Source organism: Calothrix sp. PCC 7507, from assembly GCF_000316575.1.
GTDB lineage: Bacteria > Cyanobacteriota > Cyanobacteriia > Cyanobacteriales > Nostocaceae > Fortiea.
This window is the reverse complement of record NC_019682.1, coordinates 6,492,391-6,514,358: the sequence shown is the minus strand read 5'-3', so window position 1 is coordinate 6,514,358 and position 21,968 is coordinate 6,492,391. Positions and strand designations below refer to the sequence as shown.

Genomic DNA, 21,968 nt, shown 5'->3' with positions numbered 1-21,968 from the left:
GCAGCAGACAAAAATTCCCGAAAACAGGTATCTACTTCCGTGAGATTACAGAACTTTTCAATCTACTAGCAGTTGTAGTGCTATCTCTTTTTACTAAAAAAGGAGATAAAAGAAGATTTTCTACAACTTTCCCTTCCAGTAATTCTAGTAACATATTCATAGCAGCATTACCCATTTCTACCATGCGTTGGCTGACAGTTGTGAGTGGTGGGGTAACGTAACTACTCAGACCAATATTGTCAAATCCCACGAGGCTTAAATCTTGTGGTACTGAAATACCTAGTTCTTTACAGGCTAAGAGAGCGCCAACTGCTACCATATCGTTGTAGCAAAAGATGCCAGTTACTCCAGATGCGGCTAGTTCCGGTAGCATTTTTTTGCCGATATCAATATCGTTGATTGTTTCATGGTCTTGATTAAAAATTGCTATCCAATCATTATTTTGTGGTAAACCTGCTTTTTTTAGAGCCATTTGATATCCTTCTAGGCGCTGTTGGTCTGCTTTGCTACCATCGCCCACGCCTAAATACCCAATACAAGTGTGCCCCAGTTCTATTAGATGTTCTACGACTATAGAGCCACCTAAGCGATCATCCATAGCTACTGAGTGGAATGTTTTGCTTTGAGCTTCAGTGGCAATGTTAATCAGAACTGTTGGTACAGTAAATAGCTGTAACTGTGGCGTATATCGTTGACTAACCCGTGAGTCAGCTACCAAAATCCCGTCCACTCTCCGATAGTGAAAGTTCTCAATAGCGGCTATTTCTTGGTCAACATCTCCATGTGAAGCACTTAACAACACATTTAAGCCCGCTTGTTTTGCAACCTGTTCAATTCCCTCCACTAGCTCACCAAAAAAGGGATCGGCGATGGAAGTGACAACTACCCCAACGGTATAAGTGCGTGATGCAAGTAAACTTTGAGCGATCGCATTCGGTACATAGTTCATCTCCTGCGCTAGTTTTTTAATTTCCTCCCGCACTTTAGCGCTAATTAGGGGACTATCTCGTAAAGCGCGTGAAACTGTGGAATGAGAAACGCCTGCTTTGCGAGCGATATCTTCAATGGAAATTTTTCGTTTACTCATTTGCAGCAATGCTGTAGGTAACGTAAATAAACTTAACATATTTTTTATGCACAGGTGTGCAAGAATAAAAATTATCAGCAATGCACACCTGTGCATAACACTAATTCAAAATTAAGAAAGCCAAATTTAACAAGGGTTTCTCAGGAAAGGAGAATTAGTTTGAGTCATCAGATGATGAGGATTTTCTGCAAATTTAAATAAGTTATGGGAGATAGATGAATGTGAAAAAAATTGCAATCGCAGCAACTTTATTAAGTATTGTCAGTGGTACTGTTGTCGGCTGCACAAACGTTCCTAACAATGGCAACACAGCCACCAACACTGATCCCAAAAATGTCAAATTACGCTCTGTGGGAGTCACCCTCGGCGATTTAAGTAACCCTTTTTTCGTTGTCATGGCGCAGGGAGCGGAGAAAGAGGCAAAGAAAATTGGTGGTGATGGTGTCAGAGCAACTGTAGTTTCTAGTGGCTATGACCTGAACCAGCAATTTAACCAAATTGAAAATTTTGTTGCTGCTAATACTGACATGATTATCCTCAATGCTGCTGACAGCAAAGGAATCAGACCAGCCGTTGACCAAGCAAGACAAGCAGGCAAGATTGTGATTGCAGTAGATACGCCTGTAGAAGCAGACGTAGATGCTACTGTCACCACCAATAATGTGCAAGCCGGAGAAATTAGTTGCCAATACATTGCCGATCGCCTGAAAGGTAAAGGCAATGTAGTAATTGTCAACGGGCCGCCAGTAACTTCAGTAATTCAGCGAGTGGATGGCTGCTTAAAGGTGTTAGCCAAATATCCCAATATCAAACTACTTTCTAAAGACCAGAACGCAGAAGGGAGTAGGGATGGCGGACTGAGGGTAATGAGTGATTTGCTGGTGACATTTCCCAAAATTGATGCTGTCTTTGCCATCAACGATCCTAGTGGTGTGGGAGTTGATTTAGCCGCCAACCAAGCCAAACGTCAAGACTTTTTCATTGTGGGAGTTGACGGTGCCCCAGAAGCAATCCAAGCGATCGCCTCTAAAGACAGCCTATATGCTGCCACAGCCACTCAAAACCCCAGAGGCATGACCCAAAAAGCAGTTCAGGTGGGTAACGACATCTTGCATGGCAAAAAACCCGAATCACCCAACATTTTGATTCCCGCCAAATTGGTTACTAAAGAAAACGTCAGCACATCGACAGGGTGGTAGGGGAATTAGGAATTTTAGATTTTAGATTTTGGATTTTAGATTGAAATCCAATCCAAAATCCGAAATTGACAAGGCTGGGAATTGGGGATTGAGTATTAGTAATTTTCACTCAGCACTCAAGACTTAGCAAGGGCTAAACGCCCCGCTACCGCTAACAGCACTCACAACTCAGCACTCAATTTATGACAACAAATATTGAAACAAATTTTTCTCCGACGGCAACCGTCACCCCTGTATTAGAAATGCAAGGGATTGCGAAACGATTTCATGGTGTCGCGGCTTTGCAAGGTGTCAATCTCACCATTTATCCAGGAGAGGTTCATGCCCTCATGGGTGAAAATGGGGCAGGTAAAAGCACATTGATGAAGATTCTGGCTGGGGCTTATGTTGCCGATGACGGTGAGATTCGCATCAATGGTCAACCAGTGAAAATTACCGATCCGGGTACAGCACGGCAAGCGGGTATTAATCTGATTTATCAAGAACTGAATGTTGCACCCAATTTAACCGTTGCCGAAAACATTTTTATGGGTAGCGAGTTGCAACGGGGTCAATTTTTAGACCGTAAAACGATGGAACTCGAAACCCAAGAAGTGTTAGACAGCTTGGGGGCTAACTTCACACCAAAAACAGTAGTTGGCACTTTAGCGATCGCTGAACAGCAACAAGTAGAAATTGCACGGGCGTTGAAGGACAATAGCCGCATTTTGGTGATGGATGAGCCAACAGCCGCACTATCTGACCGCGAGACTGAGCGTTTATTTGAGGTGATTCGCAAACTCCGCCATGATGGCATTGCCATTATCTACATCAGTCATCGCATGGAAGAAATCTATGCCTTAGCTGACCGGATTAGCGTGCTGCGGGATGGTCAATACATCGGCAGTCTTACCCGTGACGAAATTTCTCCCCAGCGATTGGTACAGATGATGGTCGGTCGCTCCATGCAGGACTTTTACGAACATCAACGGCAGAAAAATCCTGGTGCAGTGGTGCTAGAAGTCAGAAATATGAGTGATGGACGTAAAGTTAAACCCGCCAGTTTTCAACTGCGTGCGGGAGAAATTCTCGGACTAGCAGGGTTAGTTGGTGCAGGACGTACAGAGGTATCGCGACTGATTTTTGGTGCTGATCGCAAAGTCAGCGGTGAAGTCTTCCTGAATGGCAAAAAACTAGAGATTAATTCGCCTAGTGATGCGATCGCTGCGGGTATTGGCTACGTCCCAGAAGACCGCAAAGACCAGGGTTTATTTCTAGAAATGAGTTCCCGGAAAAATATTGGACTCAATAGACTCAAACAGGATGCCAACCTGGGCATCGTTAACTGGGGTTCAGTAAATAAAATTGCCACGGACGCAGTAGAAAACTTCCATATCCGGCTAGCCAATTTGGAAATTAGAGCCGTGGATCTTTCTGGAGGTAATCAGCAAAAACTCCTGCTGGCGCGTTGGTTAGCCATTAATCCCAGAGTATTAATGCTCGATGAGCCAACACGGGGCGTAGATATCGGTGCTAAAAGCGAAATTTACCGCATTATCAGCGACTTAGCCGCCCAAGGGGTAGCAATTCTCATGGTTTCCAGCGAACTAGCAGAGATTGTGGGTATGAGCGATCGCGTTTTAGTCATGCGAGAAGGGGAGTTAGTCGGCGAACTAAACGACAGTCCTGGCAAAGAAATTACCCAAGAAAAAATTATGCACTATGCAACAGGAGCATCGGAGGTATTAGCATCATGAGTCAAACCTTAAGACCAATCAACAATAGACCAACTGAGCATCCCAAGTCACGCCAGCGCATCAACAACTTACTTCAAGTTGCAGGTATCTTACCGATTCTGGTAATCATCTGTATCTTATTTTCCCTGCTTAGTCCCAATTTTTTCACAGCAGGTAACGCCGTCAATATATTACGTCAGGCATCAATTAATATTGTCTTGGCAACTGGGATGACATTTGTGATTCTCACTGGTGGTATTGACCTTTCAGTGGGGTCAATCTTGGCTGTTTCTGCCGTAGTTGCGGTGTTAGTATCCTTACTTCCGGCTTTAGGTTGGATTGCCGTACCTGCTGGTTTGCTGACAGGGCTGCTTTTGGGTTTACTCAACGGTGCGTTGATTACCTTTTTGGATGTACCGCCGTTTATCGTCACCTTGGGTTCACTAACTGCCTTACGAGGTGCTGCCTTTTTAGTTGCCAATGGGACAACAGTCATTAACCGGAATATCAACTTTGCTTGGATAGGTAATAGCTACGTCGGCCCCCTTCCCTGGCTGGTAATCATTGCCTTGCTGACTGTAGCTGTGAGTTGGTTTGTGTTGCGACAGACTGTTTTGGGTGTACAAATCTACGCTGTTGGGGGTAATGAACGAGCAGCACGATTAACAGGTATTAAAGTCAATCGCGTGTTGCTGTTTGTTTATGGCTTCAGTGGATTAATGGCCGGTTTGGGAGGAATTATGAGTGCCAGTCGCCTGTATAGTGCCACAGGCATGTTAGGACAGGGTTATGAATTAGATGCGATCGCTGCCGTTATTCTTGGTGGAACCAGTTTCACAGGCGGTATCGGTACAATTGGCGGCACTCTCCTAGGTGCATTAATCATTGCTGTGCTTAACAACGGTTTGACCCTGTTAAATATGTCTTACTTCTGGCAACTAGTCGTCAAAGGACTAGTAATTATTGCTGCAGTCATGATTGACAGACTCCGCAGACGTTCTAGACGGTAAATCTCACGCAGAGGCGCAGAGGCGCAGAGAGAATAAGGAGTTTTAGATTTTAATACATAAAATTTCAAACGCCAGATTTTTTAACTCTCCTTCTCTGCGTCTCTGCGTGAATAAATCACATCTGAAATCTCTCCAGCATAGATATAGCGAGAGATTTCCAATTTTTAATGCAGATTTTTAACCATATTTAGTTAAACCCGATGCTGAAAAATCTCTTATCCAGTTTTTCGCTCTTATTGTTGACATCTCCCGCAGTCTGGGCAGCACCTTTAGATAATTTTGGTACTTTACAAGAACAAGTCACATCAGTTTCCCAGTTCTCTGATGTCCAACCAACCGATTGGGCATTCCAGGCATTGCAATCATTAGTTGAACGCTACGGTTGTATTGCAGGTTATCCCGACTCCACATATCGCGGCAACCGTGCCTTAAGCCGTTATGAGTTTGCCGCAGGTGTGAATGCTTGCTTGGATCGGATTAATGAGTTGATTGCCACCAGTACTAGCAATCTAGTAAATAAAGAAGACTTGGCAGTGCTGCAAAAGTTACAAACAGACTTTGCTGCAGAACTGGCAACTCTGCGCGGGCGGGTGGATAGCTTAGAGGCACGGACAGCAACACTAGAACAGCAGCAGTTTTCGACTACTACCAAGCTGAATGCTCAAATTATTACCGCCGTTAGCGACACCTTTGGTAATAAAGTAGGGGGTACAAGGGATGAAACCAACGTCTTCTTTGCAACTCGCGGGCGGCTCAATTTGGAGAGTAGTTTCACAGGCAAAGATGCATTCCGAGTCCGACTAGAATTTGGCAACTTTACTAACTCCAATGGCTCTAGCCAAATTGCCGCATTAACAGGCACAGGGATGACGCGCCTGAATTTCGATAATGACAGCAACAATACGCTTTTGATCCCCCATATTCGTTACTATTTCCCAGTTAGTGATTCTCTTTCTTTTGTCGTTGGCCCTACAGGTATTGGCTACAACGACATTACAGACAACGTGACTCCTGCCACGATCGCTGATGATGGTAACGGTATCCCCTCACTATTTGGTAAGAATAGTCTTCTGTTTGAGCGGGGTGGCGGCGGTGCTGCTGCTAACTGGAAGATTGACGAAAACTTAGTTTTAACTCTCGGCTATTTAGCTAACAGTCCCAATAATCCCACACCCAAAAATGGCTTATTTGATGGCGGTTACAATGCTCTTGCCCATTTAGTGTATTACGGCAAGCAAGGAGCAATTGGTGTCGCCTACTCTCATGGATATAATCCTGCTGGTACTGTTGATATTACCGCCGGCAGGGGTAGTGCTTTATCCAATGCTCCCTTTGGTAACAGCATTGCTACTGCCAACAGCATCGTTGGTGTACAGGGATACTATCGCTTTTCGCCAAATTTCCAGATCAACGCTTGGGGTGGGTATATTTGGGCAACTGCCAAGAACTCTGGTTTGAGTGATATTTCTAATGGCACGGGTGGTACTGATTCGCTGTTCGTGAACAATGGCGACAATGCTAATGCCTGGTTTGGGGCGATCGCTATGTCGTTTCCGGATGTTGGGGGTAAGGGCAACTTACCAGGAATTCTCTTTGGTTTGCCGCCACGTGTCTCTAACAGTGATGTCCGTGCAGAGGGGGTTAACTCCTACCACATTGAAGCTTTTTATCGCTGGCGACTTAATGACAATATATCGATGACTCCTGGTTTTTGGGTGATTCTTAACCCGGAAAACAATAGCAACAATGATACTCAGTATGTAGGAGTGATGCGTACAACTTTCGATTTTTGAACTTGCTAAGTAGCCGTTATGAAATGTATGCGATCGCTTGGGAATAAGAGTGGAAAAATAGGCAAGAGTTAACTTTCATAACTATTGCCTATTTCCTATTGATTTTGAACTATCGATTCCGAGTAGTTGCTGCTAAACTCATTAGCTCGTGCGCTCGGTACTAATGTCCAGCCAGCTTTGTGTAATTTTTGATAAGTAGCCCAACCTCTAGAACCACCTGGGATTTGATAATCTGGCACTTTGAATTGTGGAAAAGCTGTGTAGGGACGCCAAGGTTGATTGGGTGCGATTTGCAAATGCAAAATTTTCTCCCCATCGCCACCAAGACCAGATAACCAGCACATTTGTCGATGCATGGTAAACTCCTTTGCGTTTAGCCTTATTTTGCATAATGGCAGTATTTTGTCAATATCTGCCTCACCCCTGTGGTGTAATTTTCTCGCCTAATATTTCAATTTGACTGCAAATTGAATACTCCTGTTAGTCATAAAACTACTCAGAAGGCGGAACTTCACCAGATGTTGTTTGGAGGATAAAAAGAATAAGAGCGATCGCCAGCACTTATCCTTTTGTTTCACTCAACGTTAAGATTTTTCAATAGTACTTGCGGTTTTAGCAGTTGTATGTAGCAATAACTACTATTTTTGTATAGCTTCGGGATCGGACAATTTGTTTTTATCGCTACAAAAGCTTAGATCCTAGAAATTACAGGCTTTGGCGATGCTGTAAAATGCACAATTTAAAATTAGGGGATAATTTCACAGCGATCGCGAATGTAATGTGTCACCCACAATCTGACGAATTTCCGTGACTAGCTGAGTGTAGCGAGAGTCAGATAGAACTGGTGCTGAAGCTTGTAGGTTAATGATCTGATGTAAATTAATCCATGACTTGCAGCCACCGTATTCAGTAGAATAGGGGATTTCCTGTACTTGGGGGAGTTTGTAAGCTCGCAGAAGGAGGATATACAGTGACTGACGGGGTTTCCACTTGAGGCGATCGCCAATAAAATGCTCGTTCCAGATATGGTAGGGAAGCAAAGCGTTAACAATTGACTCATCACTACAAAGCAAAATATCAGTAATTTCTGCCCAACTAGCGATACGAACTGTTTCTGGATGCCATCCTGAAGTCACTGGACATACGAGATTAGCATACTCAGCTTTGAGCAAAAAATCTTGTTGATGTTCATAAGTGGGGTAGAGCAAAACTTGCTCATGGGCAACTTGAAAACGTCCATTATGTTCATGGATACCGCCTTTGCGGAGCAACATAATAGTGTTACCGTTTTCCAAGGCATTTACAGCAACAGCCCATTCTTTGAGTGCATGAAAAGTCGTAGTCAATTCCATTAAGTAAGCCTACGTTTAACTTCTGCGGCTAAATCATCTAAAGCCACTTCTACTTGCTCACCCGTTTTCAAATCTTTAAGTGAGGATTTTTGCGCTGCTGCTTCTTCTGAACCAATAATCACACATAATTGCACTCCCTGTTTATCGGCTAGCTGGAACTGTTTACCCAAACCTCTCTTGTCAAAGTTAGTTACAACATTAATTCCCGCTTGACGCAGATTTTGAGACACTTTTAAATAAATTGGCATCAAATCATCTTGCAAATTTACCACCATCACCTGTGCAGGTGTAGCCGCCAAAGTATTGATAATTCCAGCTTTTAGCAACCGACTGATTAAGCGAGTTAAGCCTATTGAAATGCCCACACCAGGCATTTTCTCACCTAAAAATGTCCCAACTAATTCTTCATATCTGCCACCAGAACAAATACTACCTAAAGCTTCATGCCCTAACAAGGTTGTTTCGTAAACTGTACCAGTATAATAATCAAGACCACGAGCAATTGATAAATCAATACAGAAACGATTTTCAGCAACTCCGAGATTACGCACACCGGTAATTACTGTTTCTAATTCACTAATTCCTAGAGCAAACTGTTCTACTTCTGGGAGATTTTCAGCAAGGTGCTTAAGCTTATCTAATACTTCATCAATGCTACCATCGATTTTAATAAAATCAATAATTTTTTGTGCTTGCTCTGCTAAAATCCCCTCTTGTTCTAACTGTTGTTTTACCTTACTTTCTCCTATTTTTTCTAGGGCATCAACAATACCAATACAAGATTTAATATTGTCTTCGCCAATTCCTACTGATTTAAAAAAACCTGTAAGAACTTTGCGATTATTGATGCGAATCAGGAAATCACCAATATTAACTGCCGTAAAAATTTCTGTGATAATTGCAGGCATCTGAGCATCATAAAGCAAGCTGAGTTGACTACGAGCAACTACATCAATATCACATTGACGAAACTGTCTAAAACGTCCATCTTTTGCCCTTTCTCCCCGAAAAACAACATCCATTTGATAACGAGCAAAGGGAAAAGTTAATTCATTTAAGTGACGAGCAATGTATGCTGCTAAAGGAACTGTTTGGTCAAATTTTAAAGCTCTAGCCTCCGAACCAGTTTCACCTGCTTTATCTCTCTCTGCTTGTCGATTTGGTGGTAGGATTGGGTCGATACCATAAATAATATTGTCGCCTTGATTTCCTTTCGCTTGCAGAACTTCTAGCCGTTCAACTGCAGGTGTTTCGATAGGTGTAAAGCCATAGCTTTCAAAAACCCTACGAATGGTATCTAGCAAATATAATTCTAGGCGCTTTTCACTAGGCAAAAATTCCGGGAAGCCACTGGGAGTAGAAAAATTAATCTTGTCACCTTTTGCCATATTTTTACTCTGGTAATTTTTGTTTGGAGATTGTAAATCGGGATGAACTATCTTGCCTAATTTCAATAATCGAAATTATGGTGCGTTACACTTTGTTAACTCACCCTACTGGCATGGCAAGGCTAAAATAGTGCATTAGACGTAGGTTGGGTGAAGCGGAGCGCAACCCAACATTGATCCGGGCGCTGGGTTACGCAAAGCCTCCAACGCCACCTGCTACAACGCGGGAAACCCGCGCAACGCAGTGGCTCCCCAACCTACAATTTTATTGCAACATTTTAGGCTTGACGCGCCACTACTAGACTGTCTAGGCTAAATTTGTGCGTTAACCAAAAACACATCGTAGGGGCACTAGTATCGCAAGGCGGAAGTCAAAAGTCAAAAGTCAAAAGTCAAAAGTCAAAAGTCAAAAGTCAAAAGTAATATGGAGTAAGCTTTTTAGCGATTGAGAATGGTCTGCTTATTTCCGCCGCACTGTACTAGTAAGATTATCGGCTTGTCGAAAAGATTAAGGATGTTCCCTACGAGAGCAACTGAATGAGATTGTCTTTTATGGGTGTTTCATTGGATGGAATTAATGCAACATTTTAGCCTTGATATGCTACTACAGATATAACATTCATTTGAGTAATTATTATTGATCAATTTTGCAGTAACTATTTTAGCCGTTCTTCTTGAATTAAAGTACGTTGATATATTTGATGGTTTCTAAACCAATGCCAAGTGCGGGCACGATGGTTATTATCAGGACTAATTTGAATCATTTCATATAAATGCATTTCCGGCACGGTTTTATAAGAAAACCACAAAATAACGGTTGAATCATCAATTTCCCAGGCTTTACCTTTAAGACGTTCGGTATCAAACCAGAGTGCTTGATCACAATATTCTCCGGGAAATCGATGCTCCTCCTGCCTACCATCAGACCATTTGTAGCGATTGATTTGGTAATAAGAAAAAGGACTATTTTCTGGAAACTGGCATGTTAAGTGAGATTCATGTTTATCGAGGATATTTCCGGCAATATCAACCAGTGTATATGTACCGACCCAATTTCCTTCATGGCGGGCAAGTACGGGCATTTCTGTTTGGATATTAGACATTACACAATTCCTAATAAACTAGGGACTGGGGACTGGGGACTGCACTTCGACTACGCTCAGTGTCTGGGGATTGGGAAAATTCCTATTGCCTATTACCTAATTTTCTAACATTTGGAAGAATCTGGTAAAGTAGTCTGGAAAAGTTTTAGCTGTACAACCGGGGTCTTTAATGACGATTCCAGGTGCTTTTAAGCCGGTGACGGCAAATGCCATAGCCATGCGGTGGTCGTGATAGGTTTCAATTGCTGTAGGGGTAATTGCACTTGGTTCAATTCTTAGCCCATCGGCAAATTCTTCTACTTTGACACCCAGACGCTGCAATTCGGTGACAACAGCCCGAATGCGTTCGGTTTCTTTGTAGCGAATATGTTCTACATTCCGGATGGTAACAGGTGAGGTGGCAAAAGGTGCGATCGCTCCCAATGTTTGCACCAAATCTGACATATCATTCATATCAATGTCGATACCCTGCAATTGTTCTGGCCCCCTGACTTCAGTGTAATCATCACCTTCATAAATCTGACAACCCATCTGTTCTAAAACATTTAGCCACAGAATATCACCCTGAGAGGATTGTTTGGTCAAATGCTGAACCCGCACTCTTCCACCCGTGATAGCGGCGGCGGCGAAAAAGTAAGAGGCGTTGGATGCATCGGGTTCGATGGTGTATTGTCTAGCTTGGTAACGCTGTCCTGCTTTAATCTCAAATAAATTCTCGTTAGTTTGCGTCACCTCTACGCCAAAATCTGCCATGAGGCGACATGTCATTTTAACGTAAGATTGGGAAACCATTGTTCCCTCAACCTCAATGATTGTGTCCTGTTGAGCATAAGGCGCAATCATCAATAACGCCGAAAGTTGCTGACTAGTTTGGTTAGCTGGTAAGCGCACATGTCCACCAGCAAATCCCTGTCCGTAGATAGTGTAGGGCATAAAACCAGGGTTGCCCTCAAAGTTAATATTTACTCCCCCAGCTTGCAGCACATTCAACAAGTCGCCCATCGGGCGTTCCCGCATCCGTGGTACACCATCGAGGCGATATTCTCCATTACCCAGTGCTACCAGTGCTGAGATAAAGCGTGCTGCTGTTCCCGCTAAACCTACAAATAAATCTGCCTGCTTATTAGGAATTTCGCCGCCTTTTCCTGACACCTGGACTTGCGCCAGTTGAGAATTCAGCGCGATGGGAATACCCAAATCTTCTAAGCATTTGGCAAAATACTCACTATCGTCACTAAATAGAGCATTTTCTAAAATCGAGTCGCCTTGTGCCAATGCAGCAACAAGCAACGCCCGATTGGTAAGACTTTTAGAACCAGGAATCTCTACCGTGGCATCCACTGGGCGATTGGGAGTAGGGATAGCAAGGGTATCCACGTTTAACCTCTATACGGGTGGTCAGCTACAAGTTAATATGTTCTCACATAGTGAATGTTGGTTGCTCGACCTTGCACAAAGAAGAAATGAAAAACTCTTTCTCAGTCAAAAGTCAAGAGTTGGTTTTATCCCGTGTCTCTAGTGTTCTGTCCCAAAATTTTTGAGAGGTTCGTGGTGTTCAGATCCTTTGACTTCCTTAAGCAATTGCGATCGCCAAGAATAAGCAACTCCACTGAATTACATCTATATAAAATTATACCATTAGTTGCTAATTAAAAATTTTCCGCCGCAGATTTTACCGTCAGTATTACAATCATCAGTCCATCCTTCGCCGCATATATACGTAGCCACTTTTTGTCAAAGATTGAATGTACAACATCCAGTAACAGACTTGAAAAGATTAATATTTGTATCACAAGCCTTTTGTATCCAGATCACCGCCACTTAGGCGATAAATGTGAAAAACTGATCAGACTAGGGTGCATTTCATCAGTTATCAAAAAAAGGCAACAGGCACAAGAACTGCTGTAAGCCGCTAGTCCCTCTGGTGGGTTACACTGTGGGATCTTGCTCCAATCTCCGTGATAACCGTTCACTGATTTAAAAGATAGCCTATCCTGTGACAACACCATCAAGACAGCTAGCGCCAACATTTATAACTCGGCTATAAAGGAGAAGTTTGCATCGTGAGTAATTGATCCAGTAGACATCTGGTGAAAAAGAATGTAGAGACGCTGTCTTCGTAGCGGGGCGTTCGCGATAGCGTCTCGTAGAGAAGCCCAGTCCAATTTCGCTTCTCTACAAGGGTTTTGGACAATGCAGAATTAATTTTCACCACATGTCTAGTACTTTTGAAAATAACCAATCGATAATTTTTATCTACCTGAGTAACCAATATGTTCAATGCCACAGAACTTTTAATTGATGCTTTTGTCAAGCAAATCAGAGAAGGCTATAGTCGCACTTATGGCTGTCTAAAAACAGATTATCAAGATATCATTGCTTGGGCTGGGAGTATGGCTTTAGAAAATATTGCCAATAGCGATGCCCTATTTCACAATGTGGAACATTCTGTACTAGTCACCCTTGTAGGACAGGAAATTTTACGGGGAAAACATATCCGGGAAGGTGGGGTTTCCAGCGAAGACTGGTTACACTTTATTATCTCCTTGGTTTGTCATGATATTGGCTATGTTAAAGGAGTTTGCCGTCAAGATATCGAAGCCGAAGGTTCCTACGCTACAGGTAAAAATGGCAGAATGATTTTTCTGGCTCCAGGTGCCTCTGATGCCAGTCTTACGCCTTATCATGTTGATAGGGCAAAACTTTTCATTGATGAGCGTTTTGGTGGTCACAAGTTGATCGATGCGGAAGTGATTAAGAGTAATATCGAGTTAACTCGGTTTCCTGTGCCTGCGGCTGAAGACCATCAAGATACGAATAGCTTTGCAGGTTTAGTACGTGCTGCTGATTTAATTGGTCAATTAAGTGACCCGCGTTACTTAAAGAAAATTACTTCTTTATTCTATGAGTTTGAGGAAACTGGTATGAATAAAGTTTTGGGTTATCAAACTCCGGCCGATTTACGCAAGAACTATGCCAAGTTTTACTGGAATGGTGTCTATCCTTACGTCAAAGAGGGACTGCATTATCTGTCGTTGACACAGCAAGGAAAACAAATTCAGGCTAATCTATACTCAAATGTGTTTGTTGTGGAACACGAAAGACAGCAAGAAGAACAGCGATTTTTTGCTGAAAAACTACATGCTTAGTATAGTAGTCATTAGTTATTAGTCATTTGTCATTTGTCGATGACTAAGGACAAATGACAAATCATTAGGAACAAGTAATTATGGAATGGTGGCAAAAAATTCAAAAGAATCCAGTGGCGCGATTTGGGGCAATATTGCTGTTAATTTTCTATTTTGTGGTAATTGCTGCTGATTTTGTTGCTCCTTATCGCCCTTGTGACTCTGATGACTTGCGTAATCGTCGCTGCGATTTGCCACCTAATAGTTCTCTATTGCCGCCAACTCAAGTTTACTGGAAGACTCCATCAGGACAATTTATCGGGCCTCATGTTTATCCGACGACTCAGGGAGACACGAGTTTAGAAACAGGCGATCGCCAACTTATAGTAGACTTTAAAAAGCCTTCACCCCTACGTCTGTTTGTCTCTGGCCCAAAGTACCGACTCTTCGAGTTGAGTTTACCACTACCACCCACGTGGGATGAGGTCACAATCTTACCCGGTATCCCCCTAGATTGGCATTTGTTTGGCACAACTGGGGAGGGGAAACTAAATATTTTGGGTACTGACGATCAAGGTCGTGACCAATTCAGTCGTCTGGTACATGGGGGACGTATCAGCATGTTCATAGGCATTTTTGGGATTATTATTACCTATCCCCTTGGTCTATTAATAGGTGGCATTTCTGGCTATTTTGGTGGTTTAACTGATAGCGTGATCATGCGTGTAGCGGAAGTACTCATGACTTTCCCCAGCATTTATCTTTTGGTGACTTTGGGTGCAGTATTGCCAGCTGGTTTGAGTAGTACCCAGCGTTTTTTGCTGATTGTGGTGATTACTTCGGTAATTAGTTGGGCTGGTTTAGCACGGGTGGTTCGGGGACAAGTACTATCAATCAAAGAGCGAGAATTTGTCCAAGCTGCAAGAGCTATGGGAGGTAATCCACTTTATATTATCCTCCGTCACGTTTTGCCACAAACCGCTACTTATATAGTAATCTCTGCGACCCTAGCCATTCCCAGTTTTATTAGCGCTGAAGCCGTGTTGAGTCTGATCGGTTTGGGTATCCAACAACCAGACCCTTCTTGGGGTAATATGCTCTCTCTGGCAAGTAATGCCTCTATTATAGTTTTGCAACCTTGGCTAATTTGGCCGCCAGCAGTCCTGATTATCCTTACGGTGTTGGCTTTCAATCTACTTGGAGATGGTTTGAGAGATGCTCTCGATCCCCGGAGTTTAAGACGTTAGGCTGCTCTACAAGCGCTTACCCATGCCAATTACATGATCGTCAGCAAATCCTATCTTCTCATAAAAAGCGATGACAGATTGGTTGGTTGCTCGTACTTGGAGATTTACCTTGGGACAGCCAAGCTTTTTTAATTCGGCTTCGGCTGTGGCCATCATCAGTCTGCCAATACCTTGACGTTGATAATCCGGCGAGACGGCTAAATAGTTGATCCAACCACGATGTCCTTCATAGCCAGCCATTACGGAAGCAACAATCAGTTGACCTCTGGCTGCTACGAGAAACAAATGCGGCTGCACTTGTAACTTCAACTTAATGTCATGTTTCGGGTCATTCCACGAGACTACTAAATTGCAGCGATGCCACAATTCAATCACCTGGTGTTCGTCATTTGGCTGATAAGGTCGAATATTAATTTCTGTAACTTCCATGCCTTTAACTGATTATGGCCTGGTGCTTTTAAATGTCAAAATTTTAGTAGTTAAAAAAATTACACTTTTACAAAATGACCATTATTTTTAGAATCGCGGATGTGACTTCAATTGTCAAGCCGTGAAATCAAACGCAATTGATGAACAGTTGAGCGATGACGGCGATCGCATACTATCAATCTTGTTAAATCAGTGGACAGTGAACAGTTATCACGGTTTGAGTGTGGAGCGTACGGGGAAGCAAGCGTTGTCGCAGGCTAGAATCTATTGGTTTTGGACACATACTGAGATGTTTGGAGACGCTAACGCGAAGGCTACGCCTACATTCCACTACGCTACATTTAACATGACATAGAAAGACCCTTTTCAAACAACCTCTTACAACCAAATTTGCAAGCCAAGTTTTTTTAAATATCTCAATCCAAAGATAATCTGTTGTGGCCTGCCGGAAATTTCTAAATCAAACCAACCGTCATTTTTGGTATTTATATCCAAGAAAGCCCCAGCAATATTTACCGTTAAACCATAGCAGGAAACCAATCCAGCAATTACTGGAGAATAGCGGTAATTCTGCGGAATGCAGATTTGAAATTTAGCTCGATTGGTTGTTCTATGTAACTCAACTTCTTGTTTATTGTCTGGCGGCTGATGAATTGACTTCACACAGTCACTACAATCACTATTCACACACAACAACTTTGGTGGTTCGATAACTTCCCCTTCCAGGCTTTTGAGGTTGAGTTGCTCAATTTCTACATTCATTGTTTGGAGATAAGCAAGTGCTGCTTCTACCTGCAAAGAACTACCTTGAATTTCTAGATTAAACCAACCATCTTCTCCAGTGTCAGCTGCAAAAACAGCCGCCGCGATGTTCACTGTTAACTTATAACGCGAGATTAATTGTGAAATAATAGGTTGAGGATGGTAGTACTGAGGAATACAAATGCAGATATGACCGACTGTGGAATTAACTGTTGTCGATAGAACCATCACCCCAATTCCTTAAATTATCAGAAGTTCACTATTGTCTGAAGATCAGCAAAAGATTCCCTTGATAAATCCCTAAACCACCTGCGAAACCTTGGCGAAAGAATATAACCCCGACAGTTGTAGGGATAGAAATTACTTTAAATTCATAGATTTACGACGGTAGACTATCATAACTCGAATTTGCTCTTGAGAGATCAGTTTTTTCCGAACAAAGTTTTTAAAGCCTTTATCTGTATGTGGTGGTTCTCGCTTGTATTGCATCCAATGGAGGGCGGGGAAACCCATTGGTGTCAACTTAACGTGAAATCGACGGTTAGAAACCGCACGCCAGTTGCTACCCTGCGGGAACGCTAAGAGCGTACAAGTCGGGAAACCCGCTGTTAGCATCTGCCTCATCTACACAAACAAAACCTGCCTCCGCAGGTTGAAAACCCCCAATTTTCCGTTAGTCCGCGGAGGCGGACTTTGTTTGTATAGCCGCGAATTCTATTCGCCAGGGCTTAAGTTGACACGTATGGGGGAAACCCCGCCCCTTGTATCTTAAATAGAAGATCCCAAGGAACCGAGTAAATAGCTTTCACTGTGATGTAGAGCAAAGACTTGACTTGAGAATGCAGTTCAAAAAACTTAAATGTTGTCTGTACTAGTTTAACGACACAATTCTTTTTGGAGGACTGGTAATACCAGGTCAAGCTGCCCCGCCCCTGAGACCATACAAAAGTCTGTAACGTAGATTGGCAACCTGTATCGGTGAAATCGAATTGAATTGTAGAGACTGGACAGTATCTTAGACCCCAAATATTGGGAAAGTCTGCATTCACAAGGATAGTAGATGCAATTCATCAGTTCTTCTATTGTAGAAATTAACTGTGGAGGAAATGTCTCATGTCAAAAATAGTTCTCGGTATCGATATCAGTAAAAAAGATTTTCATGTGACTTTGATACTGGAGAACCAAACCACAAAATCCAAAGTCTTTAAAAACAATCCAGAAGGTTTTGTTAACCTACAAAACTGGCTCATCAAACAAGGAGCGACTCAAGTTCATGGCTGCATGGAAGCGACAAGCACCTATGGCGAAGCATTGGCAGAGTTTTTAGTGGAGAATGGTCACAAAGTCAGTGTGGTCAATCCATCCCGCATTAAAGGATTTGCCAAGAGCGAACTACTTCGTACTAAGACGGACAAAGTAGATGCCGCAGTGATTGCGCGTTTTTGTCTGGCGATTGCCCCAGAACTTTGGACTCCTTTACCAGTTGAGGTGAAAGAGCTTCAAGCGCTCCTTCGTCGTTTAGAATCGCTCACGGACATGTACCAACAGGAGCAGAATCGGTTAGAAACTGCCACACCCACTGTTGCCGCTTTAATTGAGTCTCATTTAGAGCAGTTAAAACAGCTGATTGTCCAGGTGAAACAACTGATTCACGACCACTTTGAGCGCCATCCTGATTTGAAGGCCAAGCGCGACCTTTTAACCTCAATCCCTGGTATTGGTGAGCAGACTGCGGCTGTGCTGTTAACCGAAATCGGTTGTCTTGAACAATACCGCAATGCTCGCCAGTTAGCTGCTCATGCTGGCTTAACTCCCCAAGAACGTTCTAGTGGCTCTTCGGTGCAGGGTAAGTCTCGCTTATCTGGAGTTGGCAATGCCCGACTCCGAAAGGCACTTTATATGCCTGCTGTTGCTGCTATGCGCCATAATCCGCTGTTGAAATTATTTGCACAGCGTTTGCTAGATCGTGGCAAGGTCAAAATGCAAGTTCTTGCTGCTGTGATGCGTAAACTCCTGCATTTGGCTTTTGGGGTTTTAAAATCCCAAAAGCCTTTTGACCCTGATTATCTCGCTCATGCCTCTTGACGAATCAAGACAGTATCTACTTTGCGATTTAAAACTATACCTCACTGATCTGAAAACTGCGCTCTAAGGTATTTCTAGCAAATGAGGTGTTACTTTACACAGTTACCGCTTAGTACTTAGTATTGATTTTGTATAGTACACTCGGCTTACTGATTATATTTAGCATAATTAATATTTGTGCTATGAATTTTCATACACGTTTTTTATTTAGATGTTTAAACATTTAAATAAAAAACAAAAATTTAAATGTTCAAACATCTAAATGTGTAGTAGTATCTGGAAATTATTTGTGTTTAAGTCCAAAATGATCATCACTGTGGCGGCTTTCAAAGGAGGTGTAGGCAAATCGACGACGGCGCTACACCTAGCTACATACCTGCAAAATTCAGCTGACACGCTCTTAGTGGATGGCGATCTCAACCGCAGTGCTTTAGATTGGTCGAATCGGGGTTGTTTACCATTCAAAGTTGCTGATGAAAAGCAGGGAATACGTTTAGCAAAACTTTATGAACATATTGTGATTGATACACCAGCTAGGCCTGATGCAGATGAACTAAAAACTATTGCTGAGGGATGCGATTTGTTGGTAATCCCTACCACTCCTGATGCGATCGCTTTAGCTGCAACACTACAAATGGTGGAAGCACTCAAACAAGTAAAAACAAATTATCGAATTTTGTTAACTATCATTCCACCAAACCCCAATAAAGCGGGAGAAGAAGCTAGAACAGCGCTGTTAAAAGCAGAAATACCTGTGTTTCAGTCTGGAATTCGCCGACTGGCTGTATTTCAAAGAGCAGCTTTAGAAGGGGTTCCAGTTAATGTTGTTAAAGACCCTTACGCGCAAATTGCATGGCGCTGTTACGCTGAGGTGGGAAAGGAGATATTAAAACAGTGAACAGTTATCAGTGTTTTGAATTGTTGACTGTTGACTGTTCACTGAAAGTATGGAGCTATTGATTTTGAATAATAAGAAAAAAAGCAGTCGTTTTGACGATTTAATTGATGCGGCGCGTAGTCGTCAACAAAGGGATCAACCACAGCTAATTGAAGATAAACCTACTTCTTATAGCAAAAGCACTGACCCAGATTATACTCGCACAACTATCTATTTACCTAAGCAACTGCATCGCCAACTTAAGGCATCTGCAGCTTCACAAGAACGACAGATGAGTGATATTTTGGCAGAATTAGTTGAAAAATGGTTGTTGTCTTTAAATCAGGGAGAACAGTGAATAGATTGATAACTGACTAAAGCTCAATATCCTCGCCTCGTTGGGTGAAGCGAACCTGTTTAATTTTCCATTGGGGATTACTTGTGAGAGTTTTGCGGAGACTGCCAAATAAAGCAAACTGTTCACAGCTAGAAAGAGAAGCTAATTGTCGTTTTGATTGAGGCGCGACTCTAAAATCAACTGTAGCAGTGCCATTTTTGACGTTGACGCGATAGCCAGATAAGCTAAAGTCACCCGAATCTCGTTGTTCTAGAATTTTACTCACTGAACCTGTGACAGCTTCTTCAGCAGGTACTGCAACTTTTTGGGGGACTAGTACTTGACACTGGACATCACTTGTGTAGAGAGTAATGTTAGTGGTTTTGTTGGTGACTAATGGCTCAGGATTGACAGATTTAGCTCTCAGTTGAGCCATGCTGGGTGTTTGGCTGACGCTGGGGGATGAGATGCTGTTTGGTGTTTCACTGGCTATATTTTGACGAGAAGTAGGACTAGAACTACAACTGCTGAGGCTGGTGGCGATCGCTACTACAATCAATGGTAGAAAATATCTTTTAGTTGTGTTCAACATATTATTCTTACTGCTGGTGTCGCTGGGTTGTTCTATTGGTTTCAGTGTCCTTGGTATCAATTCCGCATAAATTTATGAATTGGTGACTGGTGACTGGGGAGCAGGGAGCAGAGGGTAGATAGGGGAGTTAATAACTTTGACAAACGACCAATGACCAATTACACCTACGACCTCCGTAACGCCGAATGGGATGGTACACCAATTGACCACTGGGAGCCATCGAAGTGGAAACAGTGGAAATCAAAGCATTCCGCATCAGATGCAGATGTCAAAATAGAACGTGAATATCTGAGGATAAAACACGCTGTTCAGCAAGCCAACGCTGCGTTAAGTCTAGATAGGGTCAAGATTAAACTGAAGCTCACCAGTGCTAAAACTATCGGTTTGCAGGGGACGTTTCCCTGTAGACCTGGTGATGTGGGGAAAAATGGTAGCCCAAGTAAACAGTATACTATTTCGTGTGGTTTTTATGCTAATGATGTTGGCGTGAAAACGGCAATAGTTAAAGCGCGGGAATTAGATTTATTGTTAATCACAAAACAATTTCAATGGACACCTGAGTTATTGGGTAAACAGGCTCAAAAAATAGCGCTAATTGATGATGAAACTCCCAAGAAAATTATTAGTGAATTAATCCAAGAATACGAACGGGAGTTTTGGAAAAACCATGAAAAAAATAGACAAGGTATCAGTACTTGGGAAACCCATTATCTTAGGCATCTCAAAAAACTACCACAAGATGTACCGATGTCTTTAGAAGCTCTAGAGATAGCACTAGAAAAAACAAATCCTAATACGTCTAGTAGGTTTTTTTTAGTGTGGCAACTCAAAAAGTTTTGCGATTTTTGCGATATTAATGGGTTGAAAATAATTAATGCTTATGCTACTCCTAAACCTCATCCCAGCTTTCGCAAAGTACCATTAGATGAGGAAGTTATTCAAGGATTTAGTAAAATTGGGATGCCATTATCAGCGTATACTAGTAAAGAGAAGTTTACCCAACCTGAACAATGGCAGTGGGTGTATGGTATGTTAGCTACTTATGGCTTAAGACCACATGAATTATTCGCTATCGATATACCAGCATTTCTCGACTCAGCAAATTCTTTTCATTTAATAACTTTAAATCCGAGTTTGACAGATGGTACTAAGACTGGTGAGCGCAGTTGTGGGGTTCCACCATTATATCCTCATTGGGTAGAATTATTTGATTTAAAGAATGTAAAATTACCTCATAACGCAGGAACGCTGAGTAATAAAACAGCAAAACTTCATATTAGATTTAGAAATACTGATATTGGCTTTAGACCTTATGATTTGCGTCATGCTTATGCGATACGTGGACATCGCTTAAAAGTTCCCATTAAAACGATGGCTGACTATATGGGACATAGTGTGCAAGAGCATACAAAGACTTATCAAAGATGGATGAATGAGGAAGCGAATTTAGAAATTTATCGAGAGGTTGTGATTCACAGACAAGGTACGACAAAGGAAGCTTTGAAGGCGAGAATTAGTGAGTTGGAAGCTGAGAATATTGCTCTCAAAGCTGAGAATGCCACAATTAAAGGGTTGTTGGTTCAACATCAATTAGGTGAGTTGTTGAGTTAGGGAAAGGTAAACAGACTGATACAAGTAACTAGGCGTCAATAATTATCATTGAGATAAGACAGAATACAGGAGCCAGAATTCAGGAGGGAATTGGGTTTGAGCTTCGGTTACTTTTCTTCACATAGTTTGGTTTTTTTGTGCCGACTTACTTATAGGACTCATATTTGATTTCTGAAATACACGTAGGGGGTAACTGATAACTGACCACCTATAATGTTGTTTGCTGGATGTAATTGGGAAAAATAGATACTGA

At 42.4% G+C, this 21,968-nt stretch carries 20 protein-coding genes; 11 read left to right on the top strand and 9 right to left on the bottom strand.

Annotated features, from left to right (window positions below):
- Positions 1–31 precede the first annotated feature (31 nt).
- Positions 32–1,126, bottom strand: a complete 1,095-nt coding sequence (locus tag CAL7507_RS27965) for a LacI family DNA-binding transcriptional regulator (protein WP_015131851.1) — start codon at positions 1,124–1,126, stop codon at positions 32–34.
- A 176-nt stretch (positions 1,127–1,302) separates the two neighbouring features.
- On the opposite strand from CAL7507_RS27965, the gene CAL7507_RS27960 reads away from it, so the two are divergent.
- The 4 genes from CAL7507_RS27960 (at position 1,303) to CAL7507_RS27945 (ending at position 6,804) form a co-directional block, all read left to right on the top strand.
- Positions 1,303–2,286, top strand: coding sequence for an ABC transporter substrate-binding protein (locus tag CAL7507_RS27960; protein WP_015131850.1), 984 nt, complete (start codon positions 1,303–1,305; stop codon positions 2,284–2,286).
- Between the two features lie 182 nt (positions 2,287–2,468).
- Positions 2,469–4,022: a sugar ABC transporter ATP-binding protein gene (locus tag CAL7507_RS27955; protein ID WP_015131849.1), complete on the top strand. Its 1,554-nt coding sequence runs from the start codon at positions 2,469–2,471 to the stop codon at positions 4,020–4,022.
- A complete protein-coding gene (locus tag CAL7507_RS27950; RefSeq protein WP_015131848.1) occupies positions 4,019–5,011 on the top strand; it encodes an ABC transporter in 993 nt (330 codons plus the stop codon). Before CAL7507_RS27955 ends, CAL7507_RS27950 begins: the two co-directional genes overlap by 4 nt.
- Before the next feature lie 200 nt (positions 5,012–5,211).
- Entirely contained in the window at positions 5,212–6,804 is a 1,593-nt protein-coding gene (locus CAL7507_RS27945; RefSeq protein WP_015131847.1) for an iron uptake porin, read from the top strand.
- 95 nt (positions 6,805–6,899) lie between these two features.
- Here the strand turns inward: CAL7507_RS27945 and CAL7507_RS27940 are convergent, their stop codons facing one another.
- From CAL7507_RS27940 to aroA, 5 genes are all read right to left on the bottom strand, one after another.
- On the bottom strand, positions 6,900–7,160 hold the full coding sequence (locus tag CAL7507_RS27940; protein WP_015131846.1) for a hypothetical protein: 261 nt from the start codon (positions 7,158–7,160) through the stop codon (positions 6,900–6,902).
- Between the two features lie 402 nt (positions 7,161–7,562).
- On the bottom strand, positions 7,563–8,156 hold the full coding sequence (locus CAL7507_RS27935; RefSeq protein ID WP_015131845.1) for a DUF1802 family protein: 594 nt from the start codon (positions 8,154–8,156) through the stop codon (positions 7,563–7,565).
- Complete coding sequence (hisS, locus tag CAL7507_RS27930; protein WP_015131844.1) at positions 8,156–9,544, bottom strand: histidine--tRNA ligase; 1,389 nt, start codon at positions 9,542–9,544, stop codon at positions 8,156–8,158. The genes CAL7507_RS27935 and hisS overlap by 1 nt, the downstream gene beginning before the upstream one ends.
- 656 nt (positions 9,545–10,200) lie before the next feature.
- Positions 10,201–10,647, bottom strand: coding sequence for a DUF3598 family protein (locus CAL7507_RS27925; protein ID WP_015131843.1), 447 nt, complete (start codon positions 10,645–10,647; stop codon positions 10,201–10,203).
- Between the two features lie 96 nt (positions 10,648–10,743).
- Positions 10,744–12,024, bottom strand: a complete 1,281-nt coding sequence (gene aroA / locus CAL7507_RS27920; RefSeq protein WP_015131842.1) for a 3-phosphoshikimate 1-carboxyvinyltransferase — start codon at positions 12,022–12,024, stop codon at positions 10,744–10,746.
- 896 nt (positions 12,025–12,920) lie between these two features.
- Here aroA and CAL7507_RS27915 point away from each other — a divergent pair.
- A complete protein-coding gene (locus tag CAL7507_RS27915) occupies positions 12,921–13,796 on the top strand; it encodes an Npun_R2479 family HD domain-containing metalloprotein (RefSeq protein WP_015131841.1) in 876 nt (291 codons plus the stop codon).
- Between the two features lie 80 nt (positions 13,797–13,876).
- Entirely contained in the window at positions 13,877–15,022 is a 1,146-nt protein-coding gene (locus CAL7507_RS27910; RefSeq protein WP_015131840.1) for an ABC transporter permease, read from the top strand.
- 6 nt (positions 15,023–15,028) lie between these two features.
- Here the strand turns inward: CAL7507_RS27910 and CAL7507_RS27905 are convergent, their stop codons facing one another.
- Positions 15,029–15,451 carry a GNAT family acetyltransferase gene (locus tag CAL7507_RS27905; RefSeq protein WP_015131839.1) on the bottom strand — a complete coding sequence of 141 codons (423 nt, stop codon included), beginning with the start codon at positions 15,449–15,451 and terminating at the stop codon, positions 15,029–15,031.
- 121 nt (positions 15,452–15,572) lie between these two features.
- Between CAL7507_RS27905 and CAL7507_RS27900 the strand changes: the two genes are divergently transcribed.
- Positions 15,573–15,806: a hypothetical protein gene (locus tag CAL7507_RS27900; RefSeq protein WP_042341642.1), complete on the top strand. Its 234-nt coding sequence runs from the start codon at positions 15,573–15,575 to the stop codon at positions 15,804–15,806.
- 23 nt (positions 15,807–15,829) lie between these two features.
- Here CAL7507_RS27900 and CAL7507_RS27895 read toward each other — a convergent pair whose 3' ends face one another.
- On the bottom strand, positions 15,830–16,441 hold the full coding sequence (locus tag CAL7507_RS27895) for an NIL domain-containing protein (RefSeq protein WP_015131838.1): 612 nt from the start codon (positions 16,439–16,441) through the stop codon (positions 15,830–15,832).
- An 885-nt stretch (positions 16,442–17,326) separates the two neighbouring features.
- Between CAL7507_RS27895 and CAL7507_RS27885 the strand changes: the two genes are divergently transcribed.
- From CAL7507_RS27885 to CAL7507_RS27875, 3 genes are all read left to right on the top strand, one after another.
- On the top strand, positions 17,327–18,298 hold the full coding sequence (locus CAL7507_RS27885) for an IS110 family transposase (protein ID WP_015127871.1): 972 nt from the start codon (positions 17,327–17,329) through the stop codon (positions 18,296–18,298).
- Positions 18,299–18,602: 304 nt separating this feature from the next.
- Positions 18,603–19,196 carry a ParA family protein gene (locus tag CAL7507_RS27880; RefSeq protein ID WP_042341640.1) on the top strand — a complete coding sequence of 198 codons (594 nt, stop codon included), beginning with the start codon at positions 18,603–18,605 and terminating at the stop codon, positions 19,194–19,196.
- 64 nt (positions 19,197–19,260) lie between these two features.
- A complete protein-coding gene (locus tag CAL7507_RS27875; RefSeq protein WP_042342557.1) occupies positions 19,261–19,533 on the top strand; it encodes a CopG family transcriptional regulator in 273 nt (90 codons plus the stop codon).
- 16 nt (positions 19,534–19,549) lie between these two features.
- On the opposite strand, the gene CAL7507_RS27870 is transcribed toward CAL7507_RS27875, so the two are convergent.
- Positions 19,550–20,104, bottom strand: coding sequence for a GerMN domain-containing protein (locus CAL7507_RS27870; protein ID WP_015131834.1), 555 nt, complete (start codon positions 20,102–20,104; stop codon positions 19,550–19,552).
- Positions 20,105–20,254: 150 nt separating this feature from the next.
- On the opposite strand from CAL7507_RS27870, the gene CAL7507_RS27865 reads away from it, so the two are divergent.
- Complete coding sequence (locus tag CAL7507_RS27865; RefSeq protein WP_015131833.1) at positions 20,255–21,715, top strand: hypothetical protein; 1,461 nt, start codon at positions 20,255–20,257, stop codon at positions 21,713–21,715.
- Positions 21,716–21,968 lie beyond the last annotated feature (253 nt).